This is a genomic window from Bacillus thuringiensis, assembly GCF_001182785.1.
Classification (GTDB): Bacteria; Bacillota; Bacilli; order Bacillales; family Bacillaceae_G; genus Bacillus_A; species Bacillus_A thuringiensis_S.
In genome coordinates this window covers 1,703,866-1,722,904 of record NZ_CP012099.1, presented here as the reverse complement: position 1 = coordinate 1,722,904, position 19,039 = coordinate 1,703,866, and the positions used below count along the sequence as shown (strand labels likewise).

Here is a 19,039-nt window from a genome sequence, read left to right as displayed (position 1 = left end):
GTAAAATAAAGCTTTTTGTTGTATTTATTCAATATTAGTTATCCTTTATATATACTATAAAGAACTATTATGAAAATAACAAAGATTTTTATGTACATGAAAAAAATGAGGCTACAACTAGCCTCATTTTTCTTATATTGTTAATTCTAAACCTTTCTTATAATAATCACTCATTACATCTTGTGGAACCATACTTCCACCCGTTCCCCACACAATATGAGTACCTTTTGTCACCTTCTCTGTTAACTGTTGCTTTTGTAAATACTCATCTTCTTTACATACTTTCACTGGCCCTATCATACCTGCTAGTGCAGAAGGCTCTAAATAAATATTCTCCGTATCAGCCAGTTCTTTTAACAATCTATATAACTCTTCATCGCTTACTGTATAATTTCCACTTAAAAATGGTTCCATCGTTTTCCCAACAAATCCAGACGGTCTTCCTACCGCAAGTCCATCCGCATCTGTTACATTATCAATTCCGATATCTTGAACAGCAATTTTGTCATGAAGGCCTGTCATTAAGCCGAGTAACATACATGGAGAATGTGTTGGCTCTGCAAAGAAACAATGAACGTTGTCTTTATACAATAACTTTAAACCAAATGCTACTCCGCCAGGTCCGCCCCCGACACCACATGGTAAATAAACGAATAGAGGATGTTCTTCATCTACTACAATCTCTAACTTTTCTAATTGCTTTTGTAATCGTGATGCCGCTACTGCGTATCCTAAAAATAAATCATGTGAATTTTCATCATCTACAAAATAACAGCTAGGATCAGCATCAGCTTGCCTTCTTCCTTCTTCTACAGCTTTACTATAATCATCTTCATATTCAATAACATTTACACCTTTACTTCTTAATAAATCTTTTTTCCATTGTTTCGCATCTGCTGACATATGAACAGTGACATTAAAACCTAGTTTTGCACTCATAATCCCAATACTCAATCCTAAATTACCTGTAGAACCTACCGCAATTGAATATTTCGCGAAAAACTCCCTACATGTATCACTATCTAAAATAGAATAATCATCTTCTTCTGTTAACATTCCATGCTGCAATGCTAGTTGTTCAGCATGTTTCAATACTTCATAAATGCCGCCCCTAGCTTTTATTGATCCTGATATCGGAAGATGACTATCACATTTTAATAATAATTCCCCTAAAATAGGTTGCTCGTAATTTTTCTCTAAAGCTTCTTTCATAGAAGGTATTTTCACTAAAGGTGATTCAATTATGCCGTTCGTCTCTTTCGTTTCAGGAAAAACTTTCGCAATATATGGTGCAAAACGCTTTAATCTCTCTTCCGCGTCTTTTACCTTTCCTTCATTCAGTGGCGAGTCTTTTATTGCCGTCTCATACTTTTTCGTATTCGGATTCATCCAAAAGACTTCTTCCGTTGCGATTAGCTTATTTAATAGTGGATATTGTTCTTTTAATTTCTCTATTTCCTTCATTCCTCTTCCTCCTCATCACCTTGTAGCTTGCGATTTAATAAATTATAATTAAATTAATTTTAATATAGTTTAACATAAAAATTAATTTTAGTTTAATTTATTTAAATATAATTTAATAATCATTAAGGAGATTTTCATTATGGAAAATATAGATATTGGTAAAAAGATTGAAAAACAAAGAAAAGAAAAGGGTTTAACTAGTAAAGAACTAGCAAAGATGGCCGATATTACACCATCTATGTTAAGTCAAATTGAGCGCGGGTCTGCTAACCCTTCTATTCAAACATTAAAAGTACTTGCTAAAGCTCTTGATGTTCCAACATTTAGTTTTTTACTGGAAGAAACAAATACAGACGATTTAATTGTACGTTCCCATAAACGAAAGAAAATGATTATCGATAATTTATCATATGAAATGCTTTCACCTGATTTTACTGGAAATTTAGCAACAGCAATTATGACTATCCCGCCTAATACAGCTTCATCAGAAAATGTACTAGAACATAAAGGAGAAGAATTAGCATTTGTCTTAGATGGGAAAATCACATTATATTTAAACGAGGAAGAATACATATTAGAAACTGGCGATAGTGTAAAAATACCTGCTTATTTAAAGCATAAATGGGTGAATCATTTTGAGAAAAATGCGGTAGTTTTATTTTCTGTTACTCCACCGATTTTTTATTAAATAAGAAAGTGAAATTTTTGTTAAAAACTTAACAGTTGGACCCAATCCGAACAATCCTACTAAAAACATATTTACAAGTGAAACTATCCCTCCCCCATTGATGTTAACGTATCATGAGTCAGATTCATCCCACCACTACCAGAGGCATTTGTAATATTTATATGGAAGTTAATTGATTTTTCAGAATTTTGTTGAAAAATATGGTAAAATCATTCTTATACTTCTTCTGTTTTGCTATTATAGAAATAATTAAATTAGGATACTTTTATCGGATGGGAGAATATATAATGAGTGTGTTATTAAAAGAACATGAACAGATTGTCAACGAATTAAACATTTTATATCAAGTAATGGTAGCGGAGCAGTTAATTGAAGCGAAACAATTAAAAGAAAAAATAGAGGAACAGATTAATAAAATTGAAGCTGATCAAAATCTATCGCTTTACTACTCCCTACTAAACTTTAAATATAAGGTCCTAACCGATTGGACAAACATTAAGTATGATACTTTTAGTCAAATTGTGCGTTTAGACAATCCAATAACTGAAGACTTTATTACTTATTATTATCACTTTTTTAAAGCTGAACATGCTACCATTATTGGAAATTATGATGAAGCAAAAAAAGAATACGAAAAAGCTGAATCCCTTTTAAAACATGTACCAGGCGAACTAGAAGAAGCTGAATATAAATATAAATTCGCTATATTTAATCACCATACAAACAAACCACTTACAGCAATCAATTATGCAAATCAAGCTAAAGAGATCTTCTCAAAATATCCACGTTATGAAATTAAAATAGCTCTATGCGAAAATATTTTAGGCTCATGTTCTGTTTATTTAAAACAATTCGAGCAAGCCGAAGAGAACTATAATTCAGCAATCAATATTTTACAAAAACTGAAAGACGACACACTAATCTTAAAAGTTCGAAATAACTTAGGTTGGCTCTACTCTTCTCAAAATCTATCAACCCTTGCTATTAGACATCTTACAATAGTTACAAACAAATTACCTAAACACCTAAAAGCCAATTTTCTACAAGCCAAAGAACATTTTAGTTTAAATGAAAAAGAACTTGCAAACGATTGGGTTCAAAAAGGCTTAGAAATTTGTAATGAATTAAATAATCAAGAATATAAACACCATTTCACTATCTTAAAAACACAACACACTGGTATTCTAGACGACTTAGAAAACGCAATCATTGCAGGCACTACATATTTTAACAGTAAAGAATTATACGATTATGTACAAGAATATTACGAATTATTAGCAGTAGAATTTCATAAAGTGAATAAAATAGAGAAATCTCAAAAATATTTTTTCAAAACTTACGAAGCAAAACAAAAATTATTAACTAAGGAGGCACTAAGATAATGAAAAAGATTAGTTTAGCTATTTTAACCTTTACATGCATACTTGCTTTTGGATTTAATAATTTTACTGAAAGTCAACAAGCAAAACAACTTCCAAAATGGGATACAGATAAACAAGAAACACATGCAGACCTATAGAAACCTAAAAACCCCTAATAAAGGGGTTTTTAGATTTCTACAATATAATGATTTAGCATATGATGAAGAAATACGCTTATAAAAGATAGCCATACACAGATACTCTCTGTACATGGCTATTTTTATTTTTTCGGTATCAACAAAATCCCTAAACTAATAATACAAAAGCTCATTATTTGCTGTATTGATAGACCGAATAAAACTGAATTTTGTTCACTAATGATTGAAATAATGATATGTGAAGACCCCTCAACAATTAGAAAAACACTTATATTCTTTCCATTTCCGAGCCTTTCATTTTTCATCCATAACAAGCCCATTATACAAAGAGCAAGGATGATCTCATATACGAAAATAGGGTGATATAAAAGTTTAGATTCATATATTTTCATTCCCCATGGTAGTGTCGTTTGTGCACCTACTTCATGATGTAATAGAAAATAAAAGATAATACTCACACACAGACCAAAAGGCAATGCATCAAGTAAAATACGAAGCGAAAATTGCTCCTTTTTACTTTTCCAAACAATGTATACACTCGCAATCACGCATCCTACTACAATATGTTGCATACTTCCAACAGCTAATATTGCTTGCACTGGCGCCACAAAAGCCCATACAGGATTTAAAATTGCTGGTGCAAACTTCCATACAAATACGATGATAAGAAAAGCATTTGTTACGGCATCCATCATTTTTTCATATAATACATTTTGATGCCTCATCTTTCGTTTCATCAACATAAATCCAAATAGACTTCCAATTATAAGAGATATGGGTTGTAACCTCACGATCCACTCCATCGTCACGAAATCTCCTTTTAATTCTCAATCAATTTCTTAAATTTCTTTTCTAATTGATCTGGTGGTAATACACCTCGTACATGATCTACTATAATTCCATCTTTATTAACAAAAAATGTCGTCGGTAAAGAGAATACTTTATAATCTAGTCCAGCTACTCCGTCCATATCTAATAGAACAGGAAACTCAAACCCATAGCGATTAGCAAATGCGCTTGCTTCTTGTACTGGGTCACTAACAGTTGCATTCACCGCAAAAATTTCAACATCCTTTTTATATTTATCATACATATGAACTAAGTCAGGTGCCTCCATTTCACACGGCCCACACCATGATGCCCAAAAATTAATAATATACGGTTTTCCCTTTGCATCATTTAACGACTGCAACTTTCCGTCTAATCCTTTTAATGTGATGCCAGGTGCTTTAAAACCTACTTGTGGTAATACTTCTTTCTCTTGTAACTCTGCTTGTTTCGCTCTTCTTTCCTTCTCTTCTTTCTTTGAATTATAAAAATTGATCCCCGCCCAAACGAGTGCCCCTACTAGTATAATAGCAATTAGTTTCTTCACTCTTTTTCCTCCTTATTTTAAAATCCTGTAACTCCACACCAAATAGACGAATAATGAACGCTGTGATTTCCATCATTTGATTTGTATACAATAAAACACCTGTAATATATGATAAATAAGATGTATATAGCGGTAAAAAGCATGATGACATAAATGACAACACCTTAACTCACACTACATAGAGTAGTGTTTATTCTTAAAAAAAGAGGCTATATGCACTCTCCGACAATAAGTACAATCGACACACAGAATAAACCTATTGTTACATATACCGAATTCGTATGTAACGGGATATTAAGCTTCACAACTTCTTCATTTAACACTTGCTCGATTCGTAAATTTATTGCTGTTTTTGCAAATGAAGCTGTAACACATCGATTTTCCATTGTCTTTATTTTAATTAATTTTAATAACGCACTACCTAACTCAAATGAAGACTTCATTTTTTGCATCGCATATTTATCTGCTGCTAACTCTTGATACGTATGATATCGTTGTAACAATCCTTTTAATATCGGAATGTACAACATTCCTTCTGCTAATAACGTAAAACAAAATAATTTTAGCGGATCCCAATTCTTTTGATGATATTCTTCATGGAAAATAATTGCATCAATTTCTTCATCTGAAAACGTCTGAAGCAAACCTTCCGACATGACAACTTTCGGACGGAATAATCCAATTGTAAACGCTGCAACTTCCGCAGTCGGCAGTATATGTATTTGTTTCCCTTTTCTAATGAATGGGATAAGTGCTTTTTGTAATTTTTTACCACGAAAAAATTGCCGCCAAATTCTTTTACACACGGTCAATACAGTAATTAATAATAACCCAGCTATTATAATACGAACCATTGATAGTTCTTTCATATGTTTTTCTAACTGAAACAAGCAAAACTTTGAAAGGAAGAATGCCTTATTTTGAAAAAGAAATGGATATGTAACGTAATACAATAACAAGCTGAAAAAGAGGGTACTAACAATGAGCGCTAACAATACGATTTTACGCATTTGCCATTTCATTTCATCGATCCTCTTTTTTTAACTGATTCAATTTGTCTTCTAATTTTTTTATTAAATTCGGATCAGCCTGCTCTAACTCATCTATCATATGAGTTACAACTAAATCTCCAAATTCCCCCACTAATTCCTGTGTCATTTTCTTCGTTTGATTGGATAAGAATTCTTCTTTCGTTTGTATAGCACGATATATGCCACTTCTTTTTACAGTCTGTTTTTCTAGGTGTAATTTCTCTACTAGCCTGTTCATAACTGTCATAACAGTATTAAAATTCACAGACGATTCTTCACTTAATTTCTGCTGGACTTCTTTAATAGTAATACCTTCAGTAGACCAAATAATCTCCATAATCTTCGCTTCAAGCGGTCCAAAGAAATGATTTAATCCTTGCTCATTTAACCTATAGTTTTGCGTAAACATCGTATGACTCCTTTCACACTACGAATTGTAGTACAAATTAAATGAGAGGTCAAACACGAGTAATATAAACTAAAATTCACTACCTATAAATACGTACCTCATTCTATTCATTATAAGCCTAACTTATCTCCAAATGTATCAAAGAGATACTGCTCTAATATTTGCACACTAAACTTCTCATTACGCCCAAGTGCAAATAATTCCCGATCTTTCGCTACGATAGTATCTAATGGAATAGCTACATTATCCACGATTTTTGTAATTTCAATTATATTACTTTTTACATTTACTTCTGTTTTAAATTCAACGTTTTCTAACACTATATGTGAACGTCTTCCTGATGCAAAAAAAGTAAAATTAGGATTTTTAACAACGCCAATTTCAGTCTCTAACGCATATAAATAGTGAAAAATTACATCTCTGTGTCCATCTTTTATTATTTTTTCATCCTTCTCATCGTCTAAGTATTCTTTCAGCTTCGTTGTAAATTCAAATCGAAAATCCACTTTTTTCACGCTCCCTCTTTGTATTTCATATTAAATAAATATATTGAAATAATTTTACCATATTGTAATACAAGTTCCTATTAAAAGTAAAAACCGTTTTGGAAAATCACTATTATTTCCGATGCCCTTTTAAAATATAAGCATAAATTCAATATGAATTAATGCGTCATTATATCTATTTAAACATATTTTTTCCATATTTTGAAACATTAGTATGAAATATTATATATCAATGAAAGGTTTTTAATTCATTGATATATATAGTCAGTGTTTTCTTTACTATTCCGATATACTTAAGCTATATTTTCTAATTATTGATTACATTACGGAAGGAATGTAACTCTCTTCTATCGAATTTTTATATAACAAAAATGATTAGGTGGTGCTTTACTATGAAATTAGCTGTCATTGGTGGCGGTGATTTACAAGATTCAAATCACTTGCCTATTAATGAACGCCTTATAGAATTAACAAATAAACAGTACCCAAAAATATTGTTTATTCCAACGGCTAGTCATGATGATGAAAGCTATATAAAATTATTTTTAGACACGTTTGAAAAACAATTACATTGTGAAGTACAAATTTTACGTACTACAACAGATTCACCTTCTAAGTATGAAATAGACGAGATGATTCATTCAGCCGATTTAATTTATCTAGGTGGCGGGAACTATATTCACATGCTTACGCAATGGAAAGAACATAGACTCGATGAAAAATTATTATTGGCTCTGCAACAAGGAACACTTATTGCTGGTTATAGCGCTGGTGCTATGTGTTGGTTCACGTCTAGTATCCGATCAGATTATGAAGGTGCTGGTTATATAGAGAGTAACGGATGGGGGATTGTTAATAAAAGATTTTGTCCACATTATAATCAATTAAACAGAATGAACGCCTTCCATTCCTTTTTACAAAATCATCAAGGGAATATAGAAGGAATTGCACTGGAGGATAATTGCGCTTTATATATTACAGAGGAATCCTTTGAGATTATCGGTGAACCGGAAAAAGCGTGGGAGTTTTATATGAGTGATAAAACACTCATTAGACAACATTTTGATATAACTTTAAAAAGCTATTTGTAAACCTGCACTTACGAAAAAATGTCCCTAAGTCTAATAACTTAGGGACATTTTTCTATTTAACTAACTAATCGTGTAATTCGTTTCTTTTGCCATGAAAGCTTATAATATGCATACTGTAATATTAAGCTGACAATAAATGCTGCTGGATACCCGATCCAGATGCCTTCTATTCCAAGACTTGTATGGTAAGAAAGATAATATGCTACGGGTACTTCTACAAGCCAAATTGAAACAACTCCAATAACAGTTGGCCAAAGTACTGTACCGCTCGCTCGCATTGTCGCACTAATAATTTGTGCATGACCGAAAATTAAATAACTCCATAACGTAATCATAACTAAGCTATGAGCAATTTCAATTGTAGTTTGACTCGTTAAAAATAGTGATAAAATATCTCTTGAGAATAAGTAAATAAGAGATATTAACACACCACCGATGACGTAGTTCATAATAATTCCGGCCTTCACAACTTTCTGCAATCGATCAAATTGATTCGCCCCAATTGATTGTGCTGCAAAAATAGAAACTGTAATACCAAGGCTAACTGCTGGCATTTGTACATAACTTGCAACTTGATTCACAACGCCGTAAGCAGCTGTTGCATCCGATCCGTAACGATTTACAAATGCGATTACCGCAATTTCAGATAATGAAACTAATATCATATTAATACTCGCTGGAATACCGAGCCTTAACAATAACTTTAATAACTCCCCATCCATTCGAAGATATTTTCTAACCGTTCCATCTAGTTGTAATGGGTGATTTTTCTTCTTTAAATACACGAGCATGACAATAAACGTAATAACTGTGGATATAACAGAGGCATAGGCTGCTCCATACACATCTAATTTCGGAGCTCCTAACCATCCAAAAATAAGAATCGGTAATAAGATCATATTTAGCGCTGTACTTACAATTAAAAAGTAAAATGGCGTTTTAGAATCTCCTGTACCTCTCATAAATGTTGTGTATGCGAAATATAAAAATAATACTGGCATCGATATAAATAAAATCCGTGCATAATGTACACTTATTTCAATAATATTTTCTGGCGTTCCCATTAGACGCATAATATCCATCGCAAAAATACTGCCTATTATCGCTAACACAACTCCAATAATAAAGGTAAATGTCAACGTCGTACCAACGATAGCTTTTAAACGATCTTCGTTTTTAGCACCAAACGCCTGACCAATTAAAATAGAACTACCCGAACCTATTCCAATTACGAATGAAACAAGTAAAAAGAACAAAGGAAAAAATGCTGATATAGCCGCTAAATCATTAACTCCAAGCCATCTTCCTACTACTACCATACCAAATAATTGTCCAACTGATTGTAGTACATTACTTAATAATAACGGTACTAAAAACATCGACATCGATTTCCAAATCGGTTTACTCTCACTTTCCAACTTATGCGACTCCGCACCTTCTTTATTGTTATCTGCAGGTGGTTTCAAATTTCATTTCTCCTTTTATTAAAAATCTTTTTTCAATATCTATCTCTTTGTATAGTTGTTATTATACTGTGCTTCTATTCATTTTCTTTTCGCATGATTATAACTTCACCCAATATTGACTTCCATCGGCTGTTCGATCTAAAAATCCATATTCGATTAAATATCTTCTTAAAGTTACGAAATCAGGGTATACATTTTCTATCACTGTATTTACTTCTTTTTCAGTATACTTTTTATTACTATCAAACTTCTTTACTAAATGACGTAATATAATTAATTTACGCTTTTGTTTTTTCGGAAATTTAGAAAGAGGTCCATCTAATCCTTCTGTAAAATGAGCTTTTAATACTTCATCATTTTCTTCTTCCGTAATATTGTATCGATCATCCACCATCGTTGCTGTTCTATGAATTGGTACAAATTTCGTTTGTACTTTTGATTTTTCTTCTGATAATTCCATTAGCGCTAAAAATACTTTTGCTTGCTTCATTTTCTCTCGCAGTGTAAATCGATGATTACGAATTGTTGATGTACTTCCGCCATCCATCTCTTTTACTATTTCTTTATCATTCAGTCCCATATGGAAAAATTGAACCATTTTCTTTTGTAAATCTGTTAAACCAGTAAATTTCTTATCCATATTTAATAAATAATCAAACATAGACGTATGCTCATTTTGAATATGCAATTGGACGAATTTCTCTGCTTCATACAAAACTTGGTTATCTTGATAAATAACACCTTTAATAAATCTTTCACCACAAGCTAAGCAAATGTACTCCTCTTTTTCTTCATCAAACACATACCCTTTCTTTAATTCCTCTATTGACGCATCCCAAAACTGCTCCGAAATATCAATCACACTAAACACTCCTTCAAAATGTTTATTTAAAAACCAAACGAATTACTATAACGTTTATTATCACTTCATCATCTTATCACAACACAAATAAACATTTCAATGTTTCGTTTACCCATTTTATAAACTTTTATAAAAACATCTATCGAAAGGGTTTAATACAACGAAAAGCGAATGTGTTTATACAAATTCATTTTATATGATGTGGAATAGAACATGAATATTCTTCAAGACCCTTGGTTTATCGTTAAGCAAATTGCACGGAATACTTATGCGATTAGTAAATATGGAACCGGTATTCACTCATTCCAAAACTTCAGTATTCAATTTTAACTACAAAAAAGATGTTTCCGTATAAGAAAACACCTTTTACTTTTTATCCCGCATTAATGGGCAGTAAGACCCCCACTGATTAAAGTTTCACTTTATATATTCTATTTACAGTCTCTACTAAAACCTTACTTGCTTGTACAAATACATGCTTTCGGTTTCTATCTTCAACAAATTTATTAGCGCAACTACTCATAATCATCATACAACCAATTATGACTAACGCTATCTTTCTATTCTTGTAAGTCACTTCATGTCACTCCACTATTACAAAACTTCTTTTGAATTTATCCCATCAAGAAATTTTACATGAATAATAAAACGTGCGAATATGCAATTCTGCATATTCACACGTTTTATCACAATGTTATGATTTAATTTAGTTAAAGAACAAGTATACCGAGGTGACTAACTTGAAGTTTAAAGCGAAAAAAAATCCATTCCACGTCATTTTCATTACATTATTTATAATTATTTTTTTCGTTTCGTTATTCTTCCAAAATGAACATTCTATTTTTTTCACTCTCATGATGCTATTAAATGTCGTGAATCTTTCTTCATTCTATTTTTCTCACTACAATATAACTGCATCATCTCTTATTGTAAAACACGGTTTCATATTTCATACTGAAATTCCATTTGAAGACATTCGTCACGTTAAATACTCCGGTAAAAAACTTCATTCAAAAAAATGGACTAGACAGCAATTAGAAATCCATTACAATTTATTTGACTCAGTAACAGTTTTTGTACCCCAAGAAGAAGAAAAGTTCATTTCACTCTTAAAAGAGAACTGCCCACAGATGAAAGTAATGAATACGCCTGCTAACAAATAATATTTTTTGAAGCTTGCAGTATTGCAAGTAGATGAAACATAAAAATGAACATCAAAAAAGCCAAGATTCTATACTAAGAACCTTGGCTTTTTCTATTACTCTTTTGGAGCAATCATTTTCTTTGGATCTACAATTTCATCAAATTGCTCTTCTGTTAGTAGTCCAGATTGCAATGCTGCTTCTTTTAAAGTTAATCCTTCTTTATGAGCATGCTTCGCAATTTTCGCTGCATTTTCATATCCGATATGTGGGTTTAGCGCTGTTACAAGCATTAGTGAACGATTCACATTTTCATTAATTACTTCTTCATCTGCTTCAATACCAACTGCACAATTGTCATTAAACGAAACAATTGCATCCGCTAATAAGTGAGCTGATTGTAAGAAGTTATAAGCAATAACAGGTTTAAATACGTTTAACTCAAAGTTACCTTGGCTCGCAGCAAATCCGATTGTTGCATCATTCCCCATCACTTGCGCTACAACCATCGTTAATGCTTCACTTTGCGTTGGATTTACTTTACCTGGCATAATAGAGCTTCCTGGTTCATTTGCTGGAATAATAATTTCTCCAAGACCACTACGTGGACCACTTGCAAGCCAACGTACATCGTTAGCAATCTTCATTAGATCCGCAGCTAATGCTTTTAATGCGCCGTGAGTATATACAACTTCATCATGGCTCGTTAATGCATGGAACTTATTTGGTGCAGAAACAAATTGTTTACCTGTAAATTGACTAATTTCCTCTGATACCATCTCACCAAATTTAGGATGAGCATTAATACCTGTTCCAACCGCAGTTCCACCAATTGCTAACTCTTTCATATATGTATTGCTCTCTGCAATCATACGCTCTGTTTTCTCAAGCATACGGTGCCATCCGCTAATTTCTTGCCCTAAAGTTAACGGCGTTGCATCTTGTAAATGTGTACGACCAATTTTTATAATATGTTCAAATGCAGTTACTTTTTCTGCTAAAGTTTCTTTTAATTTCGTAATTGCTGGTAATACGTGATTTTCTACTGCGATTACACAAGCTACATGAAGCGCCGTTGGAAATGTATCATTTGAACTTTGTGACATGTTCACATCATCATTCGGATGAATATGTACGTCAGATCCCTTCTCTTTCAAAATTTGATTCCCACGATTTGCAATTACTTCATTCACATTCATGTTTGACTGTGTACCACTACCTGTTTGCCATACGACAAGCGGAAAATGTTCATTCCATTTCCCTGCAATCACTTCATCAGCAGCTTCTACAATCGCTTCTGCTTTTTCTTCTGATAGCTTTCCTAATTTTTGATTGCTAAGCGCTGCACTCTTCTTTAAAATTGCAAATGCTTTTACAATTTCAAGCGGCATTTGCTCTGTTCCAATTGGAAAGTTTTCTTTACTACGCTGTGTTTGTGCTGCCCATAATTTATCAGCTGGAACTTTTATTTCTCCTATTGTATCTCTTTCAATTCTGTACTCCATGTTTTCATCCCCTTGAAAATATAATACCTACATCTCTTATAATAACAGACTTTCTCTTAAATGATAAGAATTCTCAATCTTATATATAGATATTCTATATTTATTTTTAAAAATTTCTCTTGACCTAAACTTAAGTTTAGGCTATATCCTTTTCCTTGTAACCTACTATAACACTACTGGAGGAATTCAATATGAAAAAATATGCTTTCATAACAGGTGGGAATAAAGGAATTGGATATGAACTTGTTCGTCAATTAGCAGAAAAAGATTATCACGTATTTTTAGGTGCTCGTAATGAACAACTTGGACAACAAGCCGTAGAATCTTTAAATGTTTCAAACGTTTCCTATATTCAAGTAGATATTTCAAATGCACAATCCATTCAAGAAGCAACAAAGAAAATTTACGAAACGACTGACCACTTACATTTATTAATTAATAACGCAGGCATAGCGCTAGACTTCAATACGCTACCTAGTGAATTAAATATTGAAACTTTACGCCAAGGATTTGAAGTTAACTTTTTTGGAACTTTCCAAATGATGCAAGCCTTTTTACCATTATTAAAGAAATCAAGCAACAGTAAAATCATAAATGTAACAACTGACATGGCCTCACTAACAATGTTTGCTAATGGTGAAACACATCCAATTAATACACTGGGATATAATTCTTCCAAAACAGCTATTAATGCTTTAACGTTAGCTTTTAGTAAAGAACTTGGTACTAACGGACCAGAAGTTTTTGGGGTAACTCCTGGTTTTACAACTACGGATCTTAATGGAAATTCCCCTGGTGGCCATACAACCACTGAAAGTGCTAAAATTATTATTAAATATGCATTAAGTGAAACAAATTATAATGGTAAAATACTAAATAAAGATGGCATTATACCTTGGTAATAAAAGGATGAATGATATGTATTATACAATTGGGCAAGTCGCCAAAATGCAACACTTAACTATTTCTCAAATACGTTATTACGATAAACAAGGACTGTTCCCTTTTCTTCAAAGAAATGAAAAAGGAGATCGAGTTTTTGACGAAGAAGCACTGAAATATTTAGAGATGATTTTGTGTTTAAAAAACACTGGTATGCCAATTCAAAAAATAAAACAATTTATCGACTGGTCTATGGAAGGAGAATCTACTATCTTTCAACGGCTGGAATTAATGAAACAACAAGAGACCAATGTCTTACAGCTCATTCAAGACACTGAAAAAAACTTAAAAAAGATACAACAAAAAATTGCTAAATACGAGAATGAAATAACTTCAGAAAATGCTATTAAAAAATAAAAATCACCTTCTACATATTGTAGAAGGTGATTTTTATTTTATGATGCTTGCTTTCCTTTATCTGCATCATCTACATACCAGATGAATTTGCCTGTATATCCATAAATAACTGCTAAAATTAACGATACGAAGCTTAACCACATAAACGGAACGTATGAAAACGTTGCTACACCTAAAATACCAGCCATAAAAATACCATTATCAGACCATGGAACCATACCTGAAGTTAACGTTCCACCTACTTCTGAGTTACGCGCTAATACACGACGGTCTATTTTTAATTTATCATAGCTATCTTCCATAATTTTTGGTGTTAAAATTAGTGATACATACATCGCACAACCAAATATATTAGCTAAGAATGCCACGATTAATGTAGACAATGTTACATTACCTGCAGAATTTAATTTCTTCTCGAATTTTGATACGATTACTTTTAAAACACCTAATTTTTCAAGTAATCCACCAAATCCTAAACCGAAAATAATAACGGCTACTGAGCCAAGCATGCCGTTAATTCCACCACGGTTTAATAACTTGTCAACAAACTCAACACCAGATTGAATTGAGAATCCGTTATAAGCTGTTCCAATCGCCTCTCCAAAGTTCATCCCTTGGAAAAGAGTTGCCCAAATTGCACCAATTAAAGCTCCCATTGCAATTGTTGGCATAGACGGTTTCTTCATCGCTAATAGAACGATAACAATGACCGCTGGAATAAGCATCCATATTTTAATATCAAATTGCTTTAATAAAGCTTCTTTTAAAAATTCTACTCGATTCAAATCTACATTATCGCCGCCATACATCCAACCAGCTACAGTAAACATAATACTAGTAATAATATAAGCTGGAACATCTAATACGAGCATAGCTCGAACGTGAGCAATAACATCTACTTTCGCCATAGAAGCTGCAAGAACTGTGCTATCAGAAAGTGGTGATAATTTGTCGCCGAAATAAGCTCCTGAAAGAACTGCACCAGCAACAAGCGGAAGTGGTAAACCAAGTCCTTCACCAATCGCCATCATAGCAATACCTGCTGTTCCCACTGTTCCCCAAGACGTTCCTGTTGCGATAGAAGTTATAGAACAAATAATTAATGTTGCTAATAGGAATATGCTAGGGTGAATAAATTCTAATCCATAATAGATTAATGTTGGTACTACCCCACCAGCAATCCATGTTCCAATTAAAGCACCTACTGCAACTAAAATCAGTATTGCTTCTAATCCGTTAGAAATCCCTTTCGTAATTGCATCTTGCAATTCTTGATAACGAAATCCTAATCTTAATCCAAGCGCAATTACTAAAAACCATGAAATAAATAGCGCTAATTGAATTGGGAGATCAAAAATCGTTTGGAAGGAAAAGACAACAGCAAGAAATAGTAATAAAAGAACTATGATTTCTAGCATCGATGGTAATCTTACACTTTTCATTTTTTTCTCTCCTTACAAGTCGATAACATGACGTATGTCGTCTTACATGTATGTAATATACAATTAGCGAAGACAAAACAAAATTTTCATATTATTTCGATTTATTTTTCCAGTATAATATATTCACAACCCTTTCTATTGTAAAAGTAGATTACGTTTTTCGCAATGAAAAATATAAAAAATGTTGTATTTTTATTTATCCCGATATTTTCGGTCAATAAGACCCTTGTATCAAAATTCAGTAAGTGCAAAGCACCTAGTTAAGAAATTAACTACTGTAAAATCCCGGATTGACATAAACGTATTAAAGTTTCACTTTATTTACAAAGAACAATCCCATACTAACTTTTTTAATATTTGCTGCAACAAAACTTTTTACAACTATCTTCGCTTTTTAATTCACACGATTATTTTCCACACAAAAATAGGGCACACATCATTAAAATGATGCATGCCCTACCTTTATTTATACATATTTTGTATTTCTTCTTTATTTTTAAGTATTTCCTCAAACTTATCACTACAACCCTTCGGAAATAACACTCCCAGTCCATATGAATGTGCAAATTGAAAATGAGGGTACTTCGCTTTTACCTCATCCCAAAACTTATATACGCCGAAATCACCACTTCTAACTTCAATATCATGAAATAATACAATACCGTTTTTCGCGACTTTCGGTAGCCAAGTGTTATAATCGTGAGAAACAGCTTCATACGTATGATAGCCATCAATATGCAAAAGATTTATCGTTTCATCTTGAAACCGGTCTACAGCATCATCAAAAGTAGATCGAATTAAATTTCCTATATTAAGGTAGTTATCACTCACTACTTTTTCTACTATTTGAAAAACCCCTTCTCCATATGGACCTGTATGCCCATCTCCAGCCCAAGTATCTACTGCAAAGCATTTAGTCGATAACCCTCCATCTTTTACTCCCTGACAAAAACTGAAGAAAGAAGCACCTAGATGTGTACCTAACTCAACTAAAGTTTCTGGTTTTTCAAATCGTACTAAGTCATATGCAAAATCTAAATGTCCACTCCACGCAGATTGTGACCGAATAATAGGACTAAATGTTTCAAATTCAAATGATGGTTTATGAGTAACCCAGTTCATCGCATAACTCCTTCTGCACATATTTTTAACAAACCAAATTACTCTTATCTTTATTTTTTTATCGCCTTGATTATGATTCTATTTCATGAAAATATGAAGAATTTATTCTTTTCTATTGCGGTAAAGCATCATATACATATGGGTCAGTTGGCTTATTAATTTTCTCGATTTTGTTTACTTTTACAAGTGGAAAGACTGTTCCTTTATATGTCGTTTCATCTAATAATCCTGTTATTTTCACCCATGTTTCTTCTGATATTTTTTCAACATTTTGCCCGGTAACAATCATCCCCCAGACTGATGCATCCGCAATACAACAAGTTATGCCATATCGAGCCACTACTGCTTTATTACCCGTCACATCCTTATCCTTATATATAAACCCTAAGAATGTAATTTCTTTCCCTTTAAACCAATTAACATTTTGACCAATTACATTCATTGTTTGAACATAGTCCTTATCCTTTACTTGTAGTTTACTCTGTCCTAACATACTTTTTACTACTTGCTCTTCCGTTTTATAAGTCGTTGATAAATTTGATGTTTCTTCTGGATCAACGGATACTTCTCGCCCATCAAAATTAACCTGTTCCCCCTCTTTTTCATTCCTTTCCAGACTTCTCGCCTGTACACTTTGATTCATACCCCTTTTTCCTGCTAAACTTCCATCAATTGTTACACTTCCAAAGAGAAAAGCACTAACTATCGGAACAACAAATAAAACATATACAAAGAAACTTTTTATCCCTGATTTTGATGTTGTATGATGTTTACAACAATTACAATCATGCTGTTTCTCTCTTCCATCTCCCCAAACTTGTACAGTACCAAAAATTAAAATCACTACAAAAGCTATATACGTAAATTTAATCATTTTTGGAGCGATAAAATTATAAATATTCCCTGTTACAAGTAGTTTAAATAAGAGCATTGCTAAACCAATTAAAATAATGCCACGAATATAGCGATGATATGCCTTCTGCTCCTCTTTCTCCATTCTTTCTCACCTCCTATAACATTATGATTTGCATGATGGTATACACAGATACAATCACAATTCCTATCAAAAAGAATACAAATCTCTTTTGAAAATATGCAAATAGCATTAACGTATTTTTCATATCAAGCATAGGCCCAAACACAAGAAATGCGAGAAGTGCCTTTACTGAGAAAACATGTCCAAAAGATGCCGCTATAAAAGCATCTGCTGCAGAGCAAATTGATAAAACATAACCAAATCCCATCATAATAAAGGGGGCAATTACTTCGTTATGTGCTATTGTATCCAGTACATTCCGATCAAAAAACGTTTGAAATACACTTGCTAAAAAAGCACCAATCAATAAATACTTACCAGTATCAAAAAACTCATCTACAATATGATTCATAACATCTTTCCAACTCTTTTTTCTGCTTGTTTGAACTGAAACCTCTACATCTTTTAAAACATTTCTTTCGCGATAGCAATAATACACAATTAGACCTATGAATAGAGCAACTAAAATTGTTATCCCAAAGCGTGCATATACTACATAATCATTTTTTGGAAACGCATATACAGTAGATAAAAGAACAACTGGATTCATAATGGGTGCACTCAGTAAAATAACAATGCCTACATGAAGTGGTAACCCCTTTTGAATGAGCCTTCTTACAATTGGTATAATGACACATTCACACATTGGAAAAAGAACTCCCACAAATACTGCCGGAATCATTGCAACAATCGGAGATTTCGGCATTACTTTTTGAATCATATCTTCCGTCACAAACACTTGAATAAATGAAGAAACAATTACCCCTAATAAAATAAAGGGTATTGCTTCAAAAATGATACTTAAAAATACTGTATTCACATTCAACCATTCCTGTGGCATATTTTTGTGCAAATTTGCTAGACGTGTAAAATCTACAAAAAATAATAAAAAGAGAAACATAGCGATAAGAGCTATGCCTATTAATTCTTTTGAAACTCTATTAAAGACCAAGCTTCTCGCCTCCATTTTATTTATATGTAAACATGTGCTTGTCCAAATGCTTCATACTACAGCACAAATTTTATAGTCTATTTCTATTCTTAAATCGTAATCATTATGATTTATTCTTGCTTTTTCTTTC

The 19,039-nt window shown here is 32.6% G+C and carries 21 protein-coding genes; 7 read left to right on the top strand and 14 right to left on the bottom strand.

Going from position 1 to position 19,039, the window contains the following annotated elements:
* Nucleotides 1–132: 132 nt before the first annotated feature.
* A complete protein-coding gene (locus AC241_RS09105; protein WP_043936885.1) occupies nucleotides 133–1,464 on the bottom strand; it encodes a D-serine ammonia-lyase in 1,332 nt (443 codons plus the stop codon).
* A gap of 139 nt (nucleotides 1,465–1,603) precedes the next feature.
* Between AC241_RS09105 and AC241_RS09100 the strand changes: the two genes are divergently transcribed.
* From AC241_RS09100 to AC241_RS34740, 3 genes are all read left to right on the top strand, one after another.
* On the top strand, nucleotides 1,604–2,152 hold the full coding sequence (locus tag AC241_RS09100; RefSeq protein ID WP_050843212.1) for a helix-turn-helix domain-containing protein: 549 nt from the start codon (nucleotides 1,604–1,606) through the stop codon (nucleotides 2,150–2,152).
* Between the two features lie 287 nt (nucleotides 2,153–2,439).
* On the top strand, nucleotides 2,440–3,534 hold the full coding sequence (locus AC241_RS09095; protein WP_043936887.1) for a response regulator aspartate phosphatase: 1,095 nt from the start codon (nucleotides 2,440–2,442) through the stop codon (nucleotides 3,532–3,534).
* The gene (locus tag AC241_RS34740; RefSeq protein ID WP_000724012.1) at nucleotides 3,534–3,671 is read left to right on the top strand and encodes a hypothetical protein; all 138 of its coding nucleotides are present in this window, start codon (nucleotides 3,534–3,536) and stop codon (nucleotides 3,669–3,671) included. The genes AC241_RS09095 and AC241_RS34740 overlap by 1 nt, the downstream gene beginning before the upstream one ends.
* 122 nt (nucleotides 3,672–3,793) lie before the next feature.
* Here AC241_RS34740 and AC241_RS09090 read toward each other — a convergent pair whose 3' ends face one another.
* From AC241_RS09090 to AC241_RS09070, 5 genes are all read right to left on the bottom strand, one after another.
* Entirely contained in the window at nucleotides 3,794–4,474 is a 681-nt protein-coding gene (locus AC241_RS09090; RefSeq protein ID WP_029441944.1) for a prolipoprotein diacylglyceryl transferase family protein, read from the bottom strand.
* A 17-nt stretch (nucleotides 4,475–4,491) separates the two neighbouring features.
* Nucleotides 4,492–5,046, bottom strand: a complete 555-nt coding sequence (locus AC241_RS09085; protein WP_016082125.1) for a TlpA family protein disulfide reductase — start codon at nucleotides 5,044–5,046, stop codon at nucleotides 4,492–4,494.
* A 209-nt stretch (nucleotides 5,047–5,255) separates the two neighbouring features.
* Nucleotides 5,256–6,068, bottom strand: a complete 813-nt coding sequence (locus tag AC241_RS09080) for a M56 family metallopeptidase (RefSeq protein WP_016082126.1) — start codon at nucleotides 6,066–6,068, stop codon at nucleotides 5,256–5,258.
* Between the two features lies 1 nt (nucleotide 6,069).
* Nucleotides 6,070–6,486: a BlaI/MecI/CopY family transcriptional regulator gene (locus AC241_RS09075; RefSeq protein WP_016082127.1), complete on the bottom strand. Its 417-nt coding sequence runs from the start codon at nucleotides 6,484–6,486 to the stop codon at nucleotides 6,070–6,072.
* A 110-nt stretch (nucleotides 6,487–6,596) separates the two neighbouring features.
* A complete protein-coding gene (locus AC241_RS09070; protein WP_000347524.1) occupies nucleotides 6,597–6,992 on the bottom strand; it encodes a DUF3942 family protein in 396 nt (131 codons plus the stop codon).
* 392 nt (nucleotides 6,993–7,384) lie between these two features.
* Here AC241_RS09070 and AC241_RS09065 point away from each other — a divergent pair, with 392 nt between their 5' ends.
* Nucleotides 7,385–8,083 (top strand): peptidase E, encoded by a 699-nt coding sequence (locus tag AC241_RS09065; protein ID WP_016082128.1) that lies wholly within the window; start codon nucleotides 7,385–7,387, stop codon nucleotides 8,081–8,083.
* A gap of 56 nt (nucleotides 8,084–8,139) precedes the next feature.
* Here AC241_RS09065 and AC241_RS09060 read toward each other — a convergent pair whose 3' ends face one another.
* From AC241_RS09060 to AC241_RS34735, 3 genes are all read right to left on the bottom strand, one after another.
* On the bottom strand, nucleotides 8,140–9,549 hold the full coding sequence (locus AC241_RS09060) for an MATE family efflux transporter (protein WP_029441942.1): 1,410 nt from the start codon (nucleotides 9,547–9,549) through the stop codon (nucleotides 8,140–8,142).
* 97 nt (nucleotides 9,550–9,646) lie between these two features.
* Nucleotides 9,647–10,411, bottom strand: coding sequence for a DUF2087 domain-containing protein (locus AC241_RS09055; protein WP_016082130.1), 765 nt, complete (start codon nucleotides 10,409–10,411; stop codon nucleotides 9,647–9,649).
* Nucleotides 10,412–10,820: 409 nt separating this feature from the next.
* A complete protein-coding gene (locus AC241_RS34735) occupies nucleotides 10,821–10,988 on the bottom strand; it encodes a hypothetical protein (RefSeq protein WP_016082132.1) in 168 nt (55 codons plus the stop codon).
* 163 nt (nucleotides 10,989–11,151) lie between these two features.
* Between AC241_RS34735 and AC241_RS09045 the strand changes: the two genes are divergently transcribed.
* A complete protein-coding gene (locus tag AC241_RS09045; protein WP_016082133.1) occupies nucleotides 11,152–11,574 on the top strand; it encodes a PH domain-containing protein in 423 nt (140 codons plus the stop codon).
* Between the two features lie 95 nt (nucleotides 11,575–11,669).
* On the opposite strand, the gene fumC is transcribed toward AC241_RS09045, so the two are convergent.
* Nucleotides 11,670–13,058 (bottom strand): class II fumarate hydratase, encoded by a 1,389-nt coding sequence (gene fumC / locus AC241_RS09040; RefSeq protein WP_016082134.1) that lies wholly within the window; start codon nucleotides 13,056–13,058, stop codon nucleotides 11,670–11,672.
* A 191-nt stretch (nucleotides 13,059–13,249) separates the two neighbouring features.
* Here fumC and AC241_RS09035 point away from each other — a divergent pair, with 191 nt between their 5' ends.
* Nucleotides 13,250–13,960 carry an SDR family NAD(P)-dependent oxidoreductase gene (locus tag AC241_RS09035; RefSeq protein WP_016082135.1) on the top strand — a complete coding sequence of 237 codons (711 nt, stop codon included), beginning with the start codon at nucleotides 13,250–13,252 and terminating at the stop codon, nucleotides 13,958–13,960.
* Nucleotides 13,961–13,976: 16 nt separating this feature from the next.
* On the top strand, nucleotides 13,977–14,357 hold the full coding sequence (locus AC241_RS09030; RefSeq protein WP_016082136.1) for a MerR family transcriptional regulator: 381 nt from the start codon (nucleotides 13,977–13,979) through the stop codon (nucleotides 14,355–14,357).
* Nucleotides 14,358–14,395: 38 nt separating this feature from the next.
* Here the strand turns inward: AC241_RS09030 and nhaC are convergent, their stop codons facing one another.
* The 4 genes from nhaC to AC241_RS09010 form a co-directional block, all read right to left on the bottom strand.
* Complete coding sequence (gene nhaC, locus AC241_RS09025; protein WP_000843986.1) at nucleotides 14,396–15,799, bottom strand: Na+/H+ antiporter NhaC; 1,404 nt, start codon at nucleotides 15,797–15,799, stop codon at nucleotides 14,396–14,398.
* A 462-nt stretch (nucleotides 15,800–16,261) separates the two neighbouring features.
* Nucleotides 16,262–16,921, bottom strand: a complete 660-nt coding sequence (locus AC241_RS09020) for a class I SAM-dependent methyltransferase (RefSeq protein WP_001104670.1) — start codon at nucleotides 16,919–16,921, stop codon at nucleotides 16,262–16,264.
* Between the two features lie 112 nt (nucleotides 16,922–17,033).
* Complete coding sequence (locus tag AC241_RS09015; protein ID WP_029441940.1) at nucleotides 17,034–17,918, bottom strand: TIGR03943 family putative permease subunit; 885 nt, start codon at nucleotides 17,916–17,918, stop codon at nucleotides 17,034–17,036.
* Between the two features lie 13 nt (nucleotides 17,919–17,931).
* A complete protein-coding gene (locus tag AC241_RS09010; RefSeq protein ID WP_196303427.1) occupies nucleotides 17,932–18,924 on the bottom strand; it encodes a permease in 993 nt (330 codons plus the stop codon).
* Nucleotides 18,925–19,039 lie beyond the last annotated feature (115 nt).

Bases quoted from the DNA above. Each gene is read 5' to 3' on its own strand.
- nhaC (WP_000843986.1), bottom strand. From the start codon at position 15,799: ATGAAAAGTGTAAGATTACCATCGATGCTAGAAATCATAGTTCTTTTA.
- AC241_RS09015 (WP_029441940.1), bottom strand. From the start codon at position 17,918: ATGGAGAAAGAGGAGCAGAAGGCATATCATCGCTATATTCGTGGCATT.
- AC241_RS09030 (WP_016082136.1), top strand. From the start codon at position 13,977: ATGTATTATACAATTGGGCAAGTCGCCAAAATGCAACACTTAACTATT.
- AC241_RS09020 (WP_001104670.1), bottom strand. From the start codon at position 16,921: ATGAACTGGGTTACTCATAAACCATCATTTGAATTTGAAACATTTAGT.
- AC241_RS34740 (WP_000724012.1), top strand. From the start codon at position 3,534: ATGAAAAAGATTAGTTTAGCTATTTTAACCTTTACATGCATACTTGCT.
- AC241_RS09095 (WP_043936887.1), top strand. From the start codon at position 2,440: ATGAGTGTGTTATTAAAAGAACATGAACAGATTGTCAACGAATTAAAC.
- AC241_RS09035 (WP_016082135.1), top strand. From the start codon at position 13,250: ATGAAAAAATATGCTTTCATAACAGGTGGGAATAAAGGAATTGGATAT.
- AC241_RS09100 (WP_050843212.1), top strand. From the start codon at position 1,604: ATGGAAAATATAGATATTGGTAAAAAGATTGAAAAACAAAGAAAAGAA.
- AC241_RS09105 (WP_043936885.1), bottom strand. From the start codon at position 1,464: ATGAAGGAAATAGAGAAATTAAAAGAACAATATCCACTATTAAATAAG.
- AC241_RS09075 (WP_016082127.1), bottom strand. From the start codon at position 6,486: ATGTTTACGCAAAACTATAGGTTAAATGAGCAAGGATTAAATCATTTC.
- AC241_RS09010 (WP_196303427.1), bottom strand. From the start codon at position 18,924: ATGGAGGCGAGAAGCTTGGTCTTTAATAGAGTTTCAAAAGAATTAATA.
- AC241_RS09090 (WP_029441944.1), bottom strand. From the start codon at position 4,474: ATGGAGTGGATCGTGAGGTTACAACCCATATCTCTTATAATTGGAAGT.
- AC241_RS09065 (WP_016082128.1), top strand. From the start codon at position 7,385: ATGAAATTAGCTGTCATTGGTGGCGGTGATTTACAAGATTCAAATCAC.
- fumC (WP_016082134.1), bottom strand. From the start codon at position 13,058: ATGGAGTACAGAATTGAAAGAGATACAATAGGAGAAATAAAAGTTCCA.
- AC241_RS09080 (WP_016082126.1), bottom strand. From the start codon at position 6,068: ATGAAATGGCAAATGCGTAAAATCGTATTGTTAGCGCTCATTGTTAGT.